Origin of the sequence: Paracoccus sp. NSM, from assembly GCF_052379855.1 — a bacterium.
GTDB lineage: Bacteria > Pseudomonadota > Alphaproteobacteria > Rhodobacterales > Rhodobacteraceae > Paracoccus.
In genome coordinates this window covers 133,257-148,000 of sequence record NZ_JBQTCG010000004.1, presented here as the reverse complement: position 1 = coordinate 148,000, position 14,744 = coordinate 133,257, and the positions used below count along the sequence as shown (strand labels likewise).

At 68.1% G+C, this 14,744-nt stretch carries 12 protein-coding genes; 9 read left to right on the top strand and 3 right to left on the bottom strand.

Annotated features, from left to right (window positions below; all coding sequences use genetic code 11):
* Positions 1-19 precede the first annotated feature (19 nt).
* Both paaI and paaG read right to left on the bottom strand, forming a co-directional pair.
* Positions 20-445 carry a hydroxyphenylacetyl-CoA thioesterase PaaI gene (paaI, locus tag ACTZWU_RS08915; RefSeq protein WP_444737000.1) on the bottom strand — a complete coding sequence of 142 codons (426 nt, stop codon included), beginning with the start codon at positions 443-445 and terminating at the stop codon, positions 20-22.
* Position 446: 1 nt separating this feature from the next.
* Positions 447-1,235 (bottom strand): 2-(1,2-epoxy-1,2-dihydrophenyl)acetyl-CoA isomerase PaaG, encoded by a 789-nt coding sequence (gene paaG, locus ACTZWU_RS08910; RefSeq protein WP_444736999.1) that lies wholly within the window; start codon positions 1,233-1,235, stop codon positions 447-449.
* Positions 1,236-1,384: 149 nt separating this feature from the next.
* Here paaG and paaN point away from each other — a divergent pair, with 149 nt between their 5' ends.
* Genes paaN through ACTZWU_RS08875 form a run of 7 tightly spaced genes read left to right on the top strand, consistent with a single transcriptional unit; the run spans position 1,385 to position 9,457 of the window.
* The gene (paaN, locus tag ACTZWU_RS08905; RefSeq protein ID WP_444736998.1) at positions 1,385-2,998 is read left to right on the top strand and encodes a phenylacetic acid degradation protein PaaN; all 1,614 of its coding nucleotides are present in this window, start codon (positions 1,385-1,387) and stop codon (positions 2,996-2,998) included.
* Between the two features lie 26 nt (positions 2,999-3,024).
* Positions 3,025-4,161, top strand: a complete 1,137-nt coding sequence (locus tag ACTZWU_RS08900; RefSeq protein ID WP_444736997.1) for an ABC transporter substrate-binding protein — start codon at positions 3,025-3,027, stop codon at positions 4,159-4,161.
* 52 nt (positions 4,162-4,213) lie between these two features.
* Complete coding sequence (locus tag ACTZWU_RS08895; protein WP_444736996.1) at positions 4,214-5,086, top strand: branched-chain amino acid ABC transporter permease; 873 nt, start codon at positions 4,214-4,216, stop codon at positions 5,084-5,086.
* A gap of 2 nt (positions 5,087-5,088) precedes the next feature.
* Positions 5,089-6,045, top strand: coding sequence for a branched-chain amino acid ABC transporter permease (locus ACTZWU_RS08890; protein ID WP_444736995.1), 957 nt, complete (start codon positions 5,089-5,091; stop codon positions 6,043-6,045).
* Positions 6,042-6,824, top strand: a complete 783-nt coding sequence (locus tag ACTZWU_RS08885; RefSeq protein WP_444736994.1) for an ABC transporter ATP-binding protein — start codon at positions 6,042-6,044, stop codon at positions 6,822-6,824. The genes ACTZWU_RS08890 and ACTZWU_RS08885 overlap by 4 nt, the downstream gene beginning before the upstream one ends.
* Positions 6,811-7,512 carry an ABC transporter ATP-binding protein gene (locus ACTZWU_RS08880; RefSeq protein ID WP_444736993.1) on the top strand — a complete coding sequence of 234 codons (702 nt, stop codon included), beginning with the start codon at positions 6,811-6,813 and terminating at the stop codon, positions 7,510-7,512. Before ACTZWU_RS08885 ends, ACTZWU_RS08880 begins: the two co-directional genes overlap by 14 nt.
* 1 nt (position 7,513) lies before the next feature.
* Positions 7,514-9,457 carry a 3-hydroxyacyl-CoA dehydrogenase NAD-binding domain-containing protein gene (locus ACTZWU_RS08875; RefSeq protein WP_444736992.1) on the top strand — a complete coding sequence of 648 codons (1,944 nt, stop codon included), beginning with the start codon at positions 7,514-7,516 and terminating at the stop codon, positions 9,455-9,457.
* Here ACTZWU_RS08875 and ACTZWU_RS08870 read toward each other — a convergent pair.
* Positions 9,447-9,884: an Lrp/AsnC family transcriptional regulator gene (locus ACTZWU_RS08870; RefSeq protein WP_444736991.1), complete on the bottom strand. Its 438-nt coding sequence runs from the start codon at positions 9,882-9,884 to the stop codon at positions 9,447-9,449. The genes ACTZWU_RS08875 and ACTZWU_RS08870 overlap by 11 nt on opposite strands.
* Positions 9,885-10,008: 124 nt before the next feature.
* On the opposite strand from ACTZWU_RS08870, the gene ACTZWU_RS08865 reads away from it, so the two are divergent.
* Positions 10,009-13,428: an indolepyruvate ferredoxin oxidoreductase family protein gene (locus ACTZWU_RS08865; protein WP_444736990.1), complete on the top strand. Its 3,420-nt coding sequence runs from the start codon at positions 10,009-10,011 to the stop codon at positions 13,426-13,428.
* 282 nt (positions 13,429-13,710) lie between these two features.
* Positions 13,711-14,625, top strand: coding sequence for a calcium/sodium antiporter (locus ACTZWU_RS08860; protein WP_444736989.1), 915 nt, complete (start codon positions 13,711-13,713; stop codon positions 14,623-14,625).
* Positions 14,626-14,744 lie beyond the last annotated feature (119 nt).

The following is a 14,744-nucleotide window of genomic DNA, read 5'->3' as shown; positions in this document are numbered from 1 at the left end:
GAATATGGCGGTGGGGCCTTCAGTCGCCCAGAAGGCGGCCCTTGACGGTGCGGGAATGTCCGCGGAATTCGGCGATATGGGTGCCGTCCTGATTGGTGACGGTCACGTCATACAGCCCGCTGCGGGTCTGGCGGGCGCGTTCGGTCGCGGTGGCGGTCAGCCGGTCGCCCGCGAAGGCCGGGGCCAGATAGGTGATCGAGGCCTGCTGGCCCACCGTGCGCTGGTCATACGTGTTGCAGGCGAATGCAAAGGCGCTGTCGGCCAGCGCGAAGATATAGCCGCCATGCGCGGTGCCGTGGCCGTTCACCATCGCGGGCGTGATCTCCATGCTGAGGACCGCCGCGCCGGGGGCGACGCTTTCCAGCACCATGCCAAGGCGCTGCGAGGCCAGATCCTCGGCCCACATGGCATCAGCGCAGGCCTGCGCCATCGCTTGATCGCTCATCTCATTCCCCCCGGAATTGGGCAGGGCGCTTTTCCAGGAACGCAGTCACGCCCTCGGCGTAATCGCAGCTGCGGCCTGCCTCGCGCTGGCAATCGCGCTCCATGTCGAGCTGTTCGTCAAGGCTGTTCGTGGCCGCCGCCTGGATCAGGCGTTTGGTCAGGCCAAGGCCGCGCGTGGGGCCTGCGGCGAGCGACAGGGCCAGCGCGCGGGCCTGATCCATCAGCGCGTCATCGGCGACGGCCTGCCAGATCATGCCCCAATCGGCGGCCTGTTGGGCGCTGACGGGCTGGGCGGTCAGCGCCAGCGCCTTGGCACGCGGTTCCCCCAGGATGCGGGTCAGGGACCAGCTGCCGCCCGCATCGGGAACCAGCCCGATCTTGGCGAAGGCCTGGATGAAGCGCGCCGATTGCGCCGCCAGCACGATGTCGCAGGCCAGCGCGATATTCGCGCCCGCGCCCGCCGCGACCCCGTTCACCGCGCAGATCACCGGCTTTTCCAGGCTGCGAATCAGCCGCAGCGTGGGGTTGTAGAACGTGTCGAGCGTGGCGCCCAGATCGGGGGCCGGGCCGCCCTTGCGCGGGTCGCGGTCGCCCAGATCCTGGCCCGCCGAGAAGCCGCGCCCCGCGCCGGTCAGCAGGACCGCGCGCACATCCGCGTCGTCATGCGCGCGCTGAAACCCTGCGCGCAGGGCCAGATGCATGTCCTCGTTGAACGAGTTCAGCTTGTCGGGCCGGTTCAAGGTCAGCGTCAGCACGCCATCGGCCAGATCGACCAGAACGGTCTCGGTCATGTGATTCCCCCCTTTGACCGGGGTTTCGGCGCAATATCCGAAAAGGTTCCCGGCTGTCTGAAAAAACTTGTTGCATAGACCGACCGGTCGGTCAATGATAATTGCTATGTCGAGAGGACGGCCATCACCGGCCGCGACAGGAGGGGATGATGACCGGGTTCTTCGATCGCCACGAGGCGCTTCTGACCGATGCACAGGCGGCCTTGGCCGCGCGCGACTATTGGGCTCCGTTTCAGGAAATCCCCAGTGAAAAGCATTATGGCGAGGGCTCGCGCGCAGCCGGAGAGGCCGCGTTCGAGGCGCTGAAGGGCCGGCCCTTCGACCTGCCGGGCCACCCCGAATCACACCGCGTGGGGGCCGAGGAATCGCCCTTTGGCGGCGCTCTTGGCGTGACCTATCCGGCGGCCGACCCCGCCGCGCTGATCGCCGCGTCGCGGGCCGCGGCCCCGACGCTGGCCACCGCCAGCCCCAAGGCCCGCGTGGGCGCGCTGATCGAGGCGCTGGTGCGGCTGAACGCGCAATCCTTCCTGATCGCGCATGCGACCCAGCACACCACGGGGCAGGCCTTTGCGATGGCCTTTCAGGCGGGCGGCCCCCATGCGCAGGACCGCGCGTTGGAGGCCGTGGCCCTTGCCTGGCAGGAGATGACCCGCTTTCCCGACCACGCCATCTGGGAAAAACCACAGGGCAAGGCCGCGCCTCTGCGGCTGGAAAAGCAATGGACGCTGGTGCCTCTGGGCGTGGCGCTGACCATCGGCTGCAACACTTTCCCGACCTGGAACGGCTATCCGGGCATCTTCGCCAGCCTCGCCACCGGAAACCCGGTGATCGTCAAGCCGCATCCGCGCGCGATCCTGCCGCTGGCGATCTCGGTCCGTATCCTGCGCGAGGCCTTTGCCGAGGCCAGTCTGCCCGCCGATGCGATCCTGCTGGCCGCCGATGCGCCGGACGCACAGATCACGCAGGCGTTGGCCACCGATCCGGCAGTGCGGATCATCGACTATACCGGCGGGCAGGCATTCGGCGGCTGGCTGCGCGAGAATGCCCGTCAGGCGCGGCTGTTCACCGAGGAAGCGGGCGTGAACACCGTCACCATTCTGGGCGCGCCCGATTTCGCGGGGATGTGCGACAACCTTGCCTTCTCTCTGGCGCTCTATTCGGGGCAGATGTGCACCGCGCCGCAGACGATCCTGATCCCCGAGGGCGGGATCAACACCGATCAGGGCGCCATGATGCCCGATCAGGTCGCGCAGGGCATCGCGGACGCGCTGGACCGGCTCTTGGCCGATCCGGCCCGCGCGGGCGGCGTGCTGGGTGCCATCGCCAACCCCGCCACCCGCGCCCGGCTGGAGGATGCCCGCGCCAAGGGCCGCGCGATCCGCGACGGCCTGCCGCTTCTGCTGGCGGATGCGGGCGCGCTGGCTGACACCGAATGTTTCGGACCGGTCAGCTTTGTCGTTCGCACCAAAGACGCAGATGCCGCCATCGCGCAGGCGACCCGGCTGGCGCGCGACAAAGGCGCGATCACCGCCGCCCTTTACGATACCGACGAGGACCGCATCGCGCGGGCCATTCCGGCCTATGCGGCGGCGGGCGTGAACCTGTCGATCAACCTGACGGGCAACATCTTCGTCAACCAATCCGCCGCCTTCAGTGATTTCCACGTCACCGGCGCGAACCCCGCGGGCAATGCCTGCCTGACCGACCCTGCCTTTGTCGCACCGCGCTTCACCCGCGCGATGTGGCGCCGCCAGATCACCTGACACATCGTCTTTGGGAGGAGACCCAGATGAAGACCACCACCGCCCTGGCCACGCTGATGGCGCTTGGCCTGACCACCCCCGCTTTGGCCGAAATCCGCATCGGCGCCAGCATTTCCGCGACCGGCCCGGCCGCCTTTCTGGGCGATCCGCAGGTCAAGACGCTAGAGATGCTGGTCGAAGAGCTGAACGCCAATGGCGGCATCAACGGCGAGGAAGTCACCCTGATCCATTACGATGACGGCGGCGATCCGAACAAGGCGCGCACCTTCGCCACCCGCCTGATCGAGGATGACGAGGTCGTGGCGATCATCGGCGGCACCACCACGGGCGCGACCATGTCGATCCTGTCGGTCGCCGAGGATGCCGAGATTCCCTTCATCTCGTTGGCGGGCGCCATCGAGATCATCGACCCGGTGCGTCCCTTCACCTTCAAGACGCCCCATACCGACCGCATGGCATGCCAGAAGATCTTCGAGGATATCCAGGCGCGCGGTTTCACCAATGTCGCTATGATCTCGGGGACGGACGGGTTCGGTGCCTCGATGCAGGCGCAGTGCAAGCAGGTGATCGGCGATTACGGCCTGACGCTGGTGGCCGATGAAAGCTACAACCCGACCGATGCGGACATGACCGCGCAGCTGACCAAGATCCGCAACACCGACGGGGTCGAGGCGCTGGTGAACCCCGGCTTCGGTCAGGGCCCGTCCATCGTGACGCGCAACTACGCCCAGCTTGGCCTGGATATCCCGTTCTACCAGTCGCATGGCGTGGCCTCGAACGGGTTCATCGACCTGGCGGGCGCGGATGCGGCCGAGGGCGTGCGCCTGCCCGGCACGGCGCTGCTGGTGGCCGACATCCTGCCCGATGACGACGCGCAGAAAGAGATCGCGCTGGCCTACAAGACCGCGTTCGAGGACAAGACCGGCACCCCGGTCAGCACCTTCGGCGGCTATGCCCATGACGCCTTCCTGATCCTGACCGACGCCATCGCGCGCGCGGGCTCCCCCGAGCCGCAGGCGATCCGCGACGCGATCGAGGCGACCGAGGGTCTGGTTGGCACGACCGGCACCTACACCTTCAGCCCCGAGGATCACCTTGGCCTCGATCTGTCGGCGTTCCGGATGCTGGAAATCCAGAACGGCGCCTGGACGCTGGTCGAGTGATCCAAAGGCCTCGGCCACGTGCCGGGGCCGCCCCTCAAGCCCCGAGGTTCACATGTCGGAACTGCTGCAATTCCTGTTTTCAGGGGTGACGGTCGGCGCGGTCTATGCGCTGGTCGCCCTTGGCTTCACCATCATCTACAACGCCTCTGACGTCGTGAACTTCGCTCAGGGCGAATTCGTCATGCTGGGCGGCATGATCACCTTTGCCGCCCATGCCGCGGGCCTGCCGCTGCCGCTGGCCGCCATCTCGGCCATCGTGCTGACCGCGGCGCTTGGCGTCGGCATGAACAAGCTGGCGATCGAGCCCGCCCGCGGCGCGCCGGTCGTGTCGCTTATCATCATCACCATCGGGGCGTCGATCTTTATCCAGGGCGCGGCGCAGATCATCTTCGGCAAGCAGATCCATTCCTACCCGGCCTTTTCCGGCGACACGCCGATCCGGGTCGCGGGCGCCACGATCCTGCCCCAAAGCCTGTGGGTCATCGGCGGCGCGGTCGCGGTGTTCATCGCGCTGTGGCTGTTCTTCACGCGCACGCTGCTGGGGCGCGCGGTGCTGGCCACGTCGAACAACCGGCTGGCAGCGCAATTGGTGGGGATCAACACCAATTTCGTGATGACGCTGTCCTTTGCCCTGTCGGCGGGGATCGGGGCGCTGGCGGGGGTGCTGGCGACGCCGATCACGCTGACGGCCTATAATGTCGGCATCGCCTTCGCGCTGAAGGGCTTTGCGGGCGCGATGCTGGGCGGCATGGGCAACCCCAAGGGCGCGCTGGTCGGCGGGTTCTCGATCGGCCTGATCGAGGCGCTGACGGCGGGCTACCTGTCATCCACCTACAAGGACGCGGCGGCCTTCGTCGTGATCCTGGCGGTCCTGTTCTTCATGCCGCAGGGCCTTTTCGGCCGCAAATCCACGGATCGGGTGTGACCATGAGGCTATCCGCTAAATCCGCGACGCTGATCGTGCTGCTGGTGCTGGTCGCGCTGTCGCCGCTGCTGTTTCCGTCGAACTTCTACTATCGCATCGGGGCGCTGATCTTCGTCAACGCCATCGCGGTCACGGGCATCGTGATCCTGACGGGCTATGCCGGTCAGGTCAGCCTGGGCCATGCGGGCTTTGCCGGGATCGGCGCCTATGCCTGCGCGCTGGCGCCGGTGCATTGGGGCATCCATCCCGGTCTGGCGCTGTTTCTGGGCGCGGGCATCTCGGGTGGGCTGGCCTATCTGGTGGGCCGCCCGATCCTGCGGCTGCACGGCTATTATCTGGGCGTCGCCACGCTTGGCTTCGGCATCCTGGTGGCGATGATCCTGACGAACGAACGCGCGCTGACGCGCGGTCCGGACGGGATCGACGTGCCCGATCTGGGCCTGCGCGCCCTTCTGGGCGATCTGGGCCTGTCGCTGTCGAACGGCCAGTTCTGGTACTTCTTCACCGGGCTTTGCATGATCCTTGGCGCCTGGATCGCGCTGAACCTGCATGACAGCCCGACGGGCCGGGCGCTGCGTGCGCTGCACGGGTCCGAGGTCGCGGCGCGGACCGTGGGCATCGACGTGGCGCAGCTGAAGCTGCGGGCCTTCGTCATCTCGGCGGTCTATGCCTCGGTCTCGGGGTCGTTGCTCGCGCTGCAGAACCGGTTCGTGACGCCCGATGTAGCAGGCTTCATGCACTCGATCGAGATGGTGACGATGGCGGTTCTGGGCGGCGTCGGCTCGGTCCTCGGCGCGATCTTCGGGGCGGCGATCCTGACGCTCTTGCCGCAGGTGCTGACGGTCTTTGCCGAATACGAACACATGGTCCTGGGTCTGGTGATGATCCTGGTGATGATCTTCCTGCGCGAGGGTCTTCTGCCCTCGATCCTCAAGAAACTGCGGGGCAAGGACGAATGAGCGCGCTTCTTTCCATCGAGGGTCTGGGCATCGGCTTCGGCGGCATCCGCGCCGTCAACGATGTCAGCTTTTCGGTCCGCCCGGGCGAGATCCTGTCGGTGATCGGACCCAACGGCGCGGGCAAGACCACGCTGTTCAACATGATCTCGGGCGTCTACCGGCCGGATGCGGGCCGGGTCGTGCTGGACGGCGAGGACGTGACCGCGATCGAGCCGCACCTGCTGGCCCGTCGCGGCCTGTCGCGCACCTTCCAGAACCTGCAAATCTTCCAGTCGATGACGGTGCTGGAAAACGCGGTCGCGGGCTATCACCTGCGCGAAAGCGGTTCGGTCTTGGCGGATCTGTTCTCGCTGCCTGCCTCGCGGCGCCGTGCGCGCGAGGCGCGCGAGGGTGCGCGGGCGCTGCTGGCGCGCGTCGGTCTGGAACGCGCCGCTGAGCGCGAGGCCGGCAACCTGTCCTATGGCGCGTTGAAGCGGCTGGAAATCGCGCGCGCCCTGGCGCTGAACCCCAAGGTGCTGCTGCTGGACGAACCCGCCGCGGGCTGCAACGCCGTCGAGACCGAGGAAATCGACCACCTGATCGCCGAGGTCGCCAAATCGGGCGTTGCGATCCTGCTGGTCGAGCATGACATGAAGATGGTCATGCGGATCTCGAACCACATCGTCGTGCTGGATCATGGCGAAAAGATCGCCGAGGGCGATCCCGCCACGGTCAGCCGCAACCCGGCGGTGATCGCCGCCTATCTGGGGACCGAGGAGGCTGCCCATGCTGACGGTTGAAGGGCTGCGGTCGCGCTATGGCCGTATCGAGGTGCTGCACGGCATCGACCTGCAGGTGAACAGCGGCGAGATCGTCACCGTGGTCGGCGCGAATGGCGCGGGCAAGACGACGCTTCTGCGCTGCCTGTCGGGGGTCCAGCCGGTCTCGGGCGGGACGGTCACGTTCCGGGGCGACCAGATCACCACGCTGGCGGCCTGGAAACGCCCCGCGCGGGGCCTGACCCAATCGCCCGAGGGACGGCAGATCTTCACCAACCTGACGGTCGAGGAGAACCTGCGCCTTGGCGCCTACGGCTTCGCCGATGACCGCGTGGACCGGGACATGGAGGACGCGTTCCAGATGTTCCCGATCCTGCGCGAGAAACGGAACCTGTCGGCGGGCGGGCTGTCCGGCGGCCAGCAGCAGATGCTGGCCATGGCGCGCGCGTTGATGGGGCGGCCCTCGTGCCTGCTTCTGGACGAGCCGTCGATGGGTCTGGCGCCGATCATCGTCTCGCAGATATTCGACACGGTGCGCGGGTTGAAGGATTTGGGCGTCACGGTCCTGCTGGTCGAACAGAACGCCTTTGGCGCGCTGAAGATCGCCGACCGGGGCTATGTGATGGAAACCGGGCGCATCATCATGGAGGGCGCGGCCGAGACGCTGATCGCCGATCCGCGCATCCGCGAAGCCTATCTGGGGATCTGACATGGCACTGACCCGCATCGACCGCGACGGCGAGATCGCCGTCATCACCATCGACAACCCGCCCGTGAACGCCCTGTCTCAGGCGCTGCGGCAGGACCTGTGGGACGCGGTCGCCGCGCTGGACGCCGATCCTTCGGTGGCCGCCGTGGTGCTGACCTGCGCGGGCCGCACCTTCATCGCGGGCGCGGATGTGACCGAATTCGGCAAGCCGCCTCAGCCGCCGCATCTGCCCGATCTGGTGGACCGGATCGAGGGCGCGGCCAAGCCCTGGATCGCCGCGATCCACGGCAGCGCGCTTGGCGGCGGGTTCGAGGTGGCGATGGGCTGCCGGTTCCGGGTGGCGGCGCGCGGGGCCTCGGTCGGGCTGCCCGAGGTGACGCTTGGCATCGTGCCGGGCGCGTCGGGCACGGTGCGGACACCGCGTCTGGCCGGGGTGCAGGCGGCGGTGACGCTGGTGACGACCGGCAAGCCGGTGCGCGCGCCCGCCGCCCTGTCGATGGGGCTGGTCGATGCGCTGGCCGATGATCTGGTCCCCGAGGCCGTGGCCTTCGCCCGCGACGCGCTGACCCGGCCCTTGCCCGCGCCCGTCTCGGCCCGCGCCATCGCGCCGGTCGATGACGCCTTCTGGACCGAGGCCGAGGCCGCGACCCGCAAGGCCGCGAAGGGCGCCGAGGCCCCCTTGCGTGCCCTGGCCTGCCTGCGCCGCGCCTCCGAGGTCGCGTTCCCCGAAGCGACGGCCTTTGAACGCCAGACCTTCATGGACCTGCGCGGCTCGGAACAGGCGGCGGCGCTGCGGCATGTGTTCTTCGCCGAACGCGCCGCCCCCCGGCCCGCGCGGTTGCGCGACGTGGCCCCGCGCAAGCTGGCCCATGTCGGCGTGATCGGCGGCGGCACGATGGGGGCGGGGATCATCGCCGCCTGTCAGGATGCGGGTCTTGCCGTCACCCTGATCGAACGCGACGACGAGGCGCTGGCCCGCGGCGTGGCCAATCTGCGCGCGATTCATGACGGCGCGGTCTCGCGTGGACGGCTGACCGCCGACGCTGCGGCTGCACGGCTGGACACGCTGACCGCCAGCACCGATTACGCCGCCATCGGCGCCTGCGATCTGGTGATCGAGGCTGTGTTCGAGCAGATCGACGTCAAGCGCGCGGTCTTTGACGCGCTTGGCCGCCACGCCCGCGCGGATGCGGTCTTGGCGACCAACACCTCCTATCTGGACCCCCGCGACATCGCGCAGGGGCTGCCGCATCCGGAGCGCTTTATCGGGCTGCATTTCTTCAGCCCGGCCAACGTGATGCGCCTGCTGGAGATCGTGCCTGTTCGTAACACGGCGCCCGATGTGCTGGCGACGGGCTTCGATCTGGCGCGTCGTCTGGGCAAGATCCCGGTCCAGTCGGGCATCTGCGACGGCTTCATCGGCAACCGCATCCTGAAACGCACCCGCGCCGAGGCGGAAGCTCTGCTGCGCGAGGGGGTGCCGATCGCCGCCGTCGATGCGGCGATGCGCGCGCATGGCATGGCAATGGGACCGTTCGAGGCGCAGGACCTGGGCGGCCTGGACATCGCCTTCCTGCAACGCGAGGGCGCGCGGGCGGCCGGGCAGGACATCCCCGAGACGCTTGGCGACATCCTCGTGCGCGCGGGCCGCAAGGGGCAGAAGACCGGCGGCGGCTGGTATGACTACGCCCCCGGCCAGCGCAAGCCCATGCCCTCGGCGGCGGTGGCGGCGTTGCTGTCGCCGCATCTGGCGCCCGATCCCGGCATGGCGCCCGAGGCCATTGCCCGGCGCATCATCGGCGCCATGGCCGCAGAGGGTCAGGCGATCCTTGACGAAGGCATCGCCGCCAGCGCCGCCGATATCGACCTGGTGAAGATCCACGGCTACGGCTATCCGCGCTGGCGCGGCGGGCCGATGTTCCAGCAGTCGCGCGTCAATCCTTGATCGTCTTGAGGATCAGATAGGTCTGCGCGCCCTTCACCGCCGGAAGCGACAGCAGATGGTCGTCCAGAAAGCGGTTATAGGCGTGCAGGTCGCGGCATGTCACATGCAGGTGGTAATCGGCATTGCCGGTCGTCGCATAGCAGGCGCGCACCGCGGGGGTGGTGCGCGTCATGCGGATGAAGTCGCTGACCAGATCCTGATCATGGCGCACAAGGTTCACATGAACGATGGCCCTGAAGCTGTCGCCCAGCACCTCGTCATCCAGATCGACGGTATAGCGGCGGATCGCGCCCGATTCCTCCAGCGCGCGGACGCGGCGCCAGCAGCTTGACGGCGACAGGCCCAGCTTTTCGGCCAGCGCCGCGTTCGGAATGCGGCTGTCGCGGCGCAGTTCGGTCAGGATTCGGGCGGTGATCTCGTCTGACATGGCGTTCCGGTTGCTTGGCTCAAGGTGACAAGATTATTCGCTTTGATGCCTCCATGCCAGAAGGATGGTCAGAATATCCGCAGATTTCGGGCTAGACTCTGCCGCAGGCAGGGGAGGCCACGACATGACGCAGCATCAATCCCGTTTCGACAGCTACAGGCTGGAGGACCGCTATGACCGCCAGACCGGGCGGGTCTTTCTGACCGGCACGCAGGCGCTGGTGCGGATCATGCTGGATCAGGCGCGGCGCGACCGGGCGCGGGGCTGGAACACGGCGGGGCTTGTCTCGGGCTATCGCGGATCGCCGCTTGGCGGGCTGGATCTTGAGATCTGGCGCCAGAAGGCCCGCATGGCCGAGGCCGCGATCGAATTCCTGCCCGCCGTCAACGAGGATCTGGGCGCGACCGCGATCCTTGGCGCGCAGCAGGCGGTGCTGGACCCCGCCTGCCAGGTCGAGGGCGTCTTCTCGATGTGGTATGGCAAGGGTCCGGGGGTGGACCGCTCGGGCGATGCGCTGAAGCACGGCAACGCCTATGGCAGTTCGCCCAAGGGCGGCGTGCTGGTCGTGGCGGGGGACGATCATGGCTGCGTGTCGTCGTCCATGCCGCATCAGTCGGACGTGGCCTTCATGTCCTGGTTCATGCCGGTCCTGAACCCGGCCTCGGTCGGTGAATACCTTGCCTTTGGCGAATACGGCATCGCGCTGTCGCGGTTCTCGGGCACCTGGGTCGGGTTCAAGGCGATCTCGGAAACCGTGGAATCCGGGCAATCGGTGGACCTGCCCGAAGATCGCGTCTTTGCCCAGCCCGATTTCATCGGACCGCCGGGCGGCATCCACGTGCGTCTCTCGGACCTGCCCAGCCCCGAGATCGAGACGCGCATCACCCACAAGCTGCGCGCCGTCGAGGCCTTTGTCGAGGCGAACCCCATCGACCGCCGCATCTATGACATCGCGGATGCGCGCTTCGGCATCGTGACCACCGGCAAGGGCCATCTGGACACGATGGAGGCGCTGCGCCTTCTGGGTCTGGACGAGGGGGCCTGCCGCCGTCTTGGCATCGACATCTACAAGGTCGGGATGGTCTGGCCCCTGGCGCGCCGCGACGCGCTGGCCTTTGTCACCGGCAAGGACGAGGTGCTGGTGATCGAGGAAAAGCGCGGCATCATCGAAAGCCAGTTCAAGGAATATTTCTACGACTGGCCCGGCGCCAAGCCCCGCAAGATGGTGGGCAAGCATCGCGCGGCGGGCGACCCGCTGCTGCCTTGGACCGGGGAACTCAGCCCGCTGATGCTGGTCCCGGTCCTGGCCGAACGCCTGACGCGGTTCTTTCCCGACGAGGGACTTGAGGACCGCGCCCGCGCCCTGACCGAAACCCCGGCGCCGGTCCTGGCGGTGCCGGGCGCGACCCGCACGCCCTATTTCTGCTCGGGCTGCCCGCATAACACCTCGACCAGGCTGCCCGAGGGCAGTCAGGCGGCCAGCGGCATCGGCTGTCATGTCATGGCGGGCTGGATGGACCGCCAGACCCTGGGCTATGCGCAGATGGGCGGTGAGGGGGTGCCGATCGCGGTTGCCCAACGCTGGAACGGCGGGCGGCACATGTTCCAGAACCTGGGCGAGGGTACGTGGTATCACTCGGGCTCTCTGGCGATCCGGCAGGCCATCGCGGCGGGCGCGAACATCACCTACAAGATCCTCTATAATGACGCGGTGGCGATGACCGGTGGCCAGCCGGTGGACGGCCCCGTCAGCGTGCAGGCCATCGCCCAGAGCTGCCGCGCCGAAGGGGTGACACGCATCGCGCTGGTCAGCGACAATCCACAGGCCTTCGATCTGCGCGACTTTCCGGCGGGGACCACGCTGGACCATCGCGACCGGCTGGACGCGATCCAGCGCGAATTGCGCGAAATCCGGGGCGTGACGGTGCTGATCTATGAACAGACCTGCGCGACCGAGAAGCGCCGCCGCCGCAAGCGCGGCAAGAGCCCGGACCCCGCGCGCTTCGCCTTCATCAACGAGGCCGTCTGCGAGGGTTGCGGAGACTGTTCCATCGCCTCGAATTGCCTGTCGGTCGAGCCGGTCGAGACGCCCCTTGGCCGCAAGCGGCGCATCAACCTGTCATCCTGCAACAAGGATTTCAGCTGTCTGGACGGCTTCTGCCCCAGCTTCATCACCATCGAGGGCGGGCGGCGCCGCAAGCCCGCCCCCGCCGCGCTGGACATGGGCGCGTTGCGCGCAGGCCTGCCGCAGCCCGTGATCCCGCCGCTGGACCGGCCCTTCGATCTGCTGGTGGCGGGCGTGGGCGGCACCGGCGTCGTGACCGTGGGCGCGCTGATCACCATGGCCGCGCATCTTGAGGGGCGGGGCGCCAGCGTGCTGGACTTTACCGGCTTCGCGCAGAAATTCGGCACGGTGCTGGGCTATGTCCGCGTGGCCCCGCGCCCGGACGACATCCATCAGGTGCGGATCGAACGCGGCCATGCCGATGCGGTGATCGGCTGCGACGCGGTCGTCTGTTCCTCGCCCAAGGCCAGCGCGCATTACCGGGCGGGCACGCGGGTCGTGCTGAACCGCGCGCCCATGCCGACGGGCGATCTGGTCCTGAACCGCGACGCCGACCTGCGTATTCCCGACCGCGAGGATCTGATCGCCCGCACCGTCGGGGCCGAGAACGTCACCGCCCAGGATTTCAACGCGGCCTCGGAACGGCTGATGGGGGATGCGGTCTTTGCCAATATCATGGCGCTTGGCGCGGCCTGGCAGCTGGGGCTGGTCCCGGTCAGCGAGGTCGCGCTGAAACAGGCGATCCTGCTGAACGGCGTCGCCGTCGAACGGAACGCCACGGCCTTTGATCTGGGACGCGTTCTGGCCGCCACGCCCTCTGCGCTGGACGACATGCTTGCCGATCAGACGCCGCCCGCCCCCCAGGGCACGGATGAGATCATCGCCCACCGGGTCGCGCTGTTGACCGATTATCAGGACGAGGCCTATGCGCGCCGCTATGCCGAGCGTCTTGCCGCCTTGCGCGCCGCCCTGCCGCCGGACAGCGATGCGCTGATGCGCGCCGCCGCGATCCAGCTTTACCGCCTGATGGCCTGGAAGGACGAATACGAGGTCGCGCGGCTTCATTCCGACCCCGCCTTTGCCGCCCGCATCGCCGCCGCGTTCGAGGGCGATTACAGGATCCACCACCACCTTGCGCCGCCTCTGCTGCCCTCGGGGCGCGACGGGCGGGGCCGCAAGCGCAAGACCGCGTTTGGCCCTTGGCTGCGTCCGGTCCTGCGGGCGCTTGCGCGGATGAAGGGCCTGCGCGGCACGATGCTGGACCCCTTCGCGCATTCAGGGGACCGCAAGCTGGACCGCGATCTGTTGGCCTGGTTCGAAGGCCTGATGGACCGGATCGCCCGCGATCACGCCCGGATCGGCGCTGACAAGGCGCTGGCCATCCTGTCCGCGCCCGGCAAAATTCGCGGCTACGGGCCGGTGCGCCACGACGCTGCCCAACGCGTCATGGCAGAGGTCCGGACGATGCTGGCCGGGTGATGCGCCCGGCGCGGCCATGCGCGAACCGGGGCGGCCCCTTGCACAATCACCGCGGCCGCGCCATCTTCTGCGTCAGCGGACCGGGCCCCTCTGGCAACATGTCGTTGCGATGTCGGACCGCATCGAGCGTGCTCGGTGCCGGTCGTCTTTTCGGGCCGGGCGGGGCGCTCGTCCGAACCGGACATTCATCATGAGACTGACGAAACGATGCATCCCCATGGCGCACGGTCGCGCCCCATCAGGCCCGCCTGACGCGAACCCCGATTGCCGGGGGGATGCGTGATGGAGTGGGTGCTTCTTCTGGCGGGCCTCGTGGCCCTGTTCATCGGCGGCGAGGCGCTGGTGCGCGGCGCGGTCGGCATTGCCCGCAAGCTGGCCATCCCGCCGCTGCTGATCGGGCTGACCGTAGTCGGCTTCGGCACCTCGACGCCGGAACTGCTGGTCTCGGTCGATGCGGCGCTGCGGGGTGTGCCCGACATCGCCATCGGCAACATCATCGGCTCGAATATCGGGAACATCCTGCTGATCCTGGGGCTTGCCGCGCTGGTCTGGCCGATCCGCGTCATGGGCGACACGCTGCGCCGCGACACGGCGGTGATGATGGGGGCGGCGCTTGTGCTGCTGCCCGCCTTCTGGCCGGGAGAGCTGGGCCGACTGACCGGCCTGGCGCTGGTCGCGGGGCTGGCGGGCTTTCTGCTGATCTCGTTCCTGCGGCCCGGCAACGACGAGCCCGCAGCCGATGACGCGCCGATCCCGCGGCTGTGGCTGTCGCTGATCTGGGTCGCGGCGGGGCTGGCCGCGCTGATGCTGGGCGCGCGCTGGCTGGTCGATGGCGCCACCACCATTGCCCGCGATCTGGGCCTGTCCGAGGCGTTCATCGGCCTTAGCATCGTGGCTATCGGCACCTCGCTGCCGGAACTGGCGACCTCGCTGGTCGCGGCGCTGCGGCGGCAGTCGGAAATCGCCATCGGCAATATCGTCGGCTCGAACATCTTCAACGTGCTGGGGATTCTGGGCATCACGGCGATGATCCAGCCGATCCCGGTGGCCGACCGCTTTCTGGCGCTGGACCTGCCGGTGATGATCGCGGTGTCGGTGCTGTTGACGGTGCTGCTGACGCGGCCCCGGATCGGGCGCCTGACCGGGCTTGGTCTGCTGGCGGGCTATGCCGCCTATGTCTGGGTGGCGATGGCCTGACCCTGTTTCCCGGGCGGCGTAACCACACCGCCCGGGAAAACCGCCCTTTTCCCCTTGCCGCAGGTCGCCTCGCACGGCACGGTGCGGCCGTATTTTCGCGCGTCGCTTGCGCCGGGTTC

Bases quoted from the DNA above. Each gene is read 5' to 3' on its own strand.
- ACTZWU_RS08900 (WP_444736997.1), top strand. From the start codon at position 3,025: ATGAAGACCACCACCGCCCTGGCCACGCTGATGGCGCTTGGCCTGACC.
- ACTZWU_RS08860 (WP_444736989.1), top strand. From the start codon at position 13,711: ATGGAGTGGGTGCTTCTTCTGGCGGGCCTCGTGGCCCTGTTCATCGGC.
- paaN (WP_444736998.1), top strand. From the start codon at position 1,385: ATGACCGGGTTCTTCGATCGCCACGAGGCGCTTCTGACCGATGCACAG.
- ACTZWU_RS08880 (WP_444736993.1), top strand. From the start codon at position 6,811: ATGCTGACGGTTGAAGGGCTGCGGTCGCGCTATGGCCGTATCGAGGTG.
- ACTZWU_RS08890 (WP_444736995.1), top strand. From the start codon at position 5,089: ATGAGGCTATCCGCTAAATCCGCGACGCTGATCGTGCTGCTGGTGCTG.
- ACTZWU_RS08870 (WP_444736991.1), bottom strand. From the start codon at position 9,884: ATGTCAGACGAGATCACCGCCCGAATCCTGACCGAACTGCGCCGCGAC.
- ACTZWU_RS08865 (WP_444736990.1), top strand. From the start codon at position 10,009: ATGACGCAGCATCAATCCCGTTTCGACAGCTACAGGCTGGAGGACCGC.
- ACTZWU_RS08885 (WP_444736994.1), top strand. From the start codon at position 6,042: ATGAGCGCGCTTCTTTCCATCGAGGGTCTGGGCATCGGCTTCGGCGGC.
- paaG (WP_444736999.1), bottom strand. From the start codon at position 1,235: ATGACCGAGACCGTTCTGGTCGATCTGGCCGATGGCGTGCTGACGCTG.
- ACTZWU_RS08875 (WP_444736992.1), top strand. From the start codon at position 7,514: ATGGCACTGACCCGCATCGACCGCGACGGCGAGATCGCCGTCATCACC.
- ACTZWU_RS08895 (WP_444736996.1), top strand. From the start codon at position 4,214: ATGTCGGAACTGCTGCAATTCCTGTTTTCAGGGGTGACGGTCGGCGCG.
- paaI (WP_444737000.1), bottom strand. From the start codon at position 445: ATGAGCGATCAAGCGATGGCGCAGGCCTGCGCTGATGCCATGTGGGCC.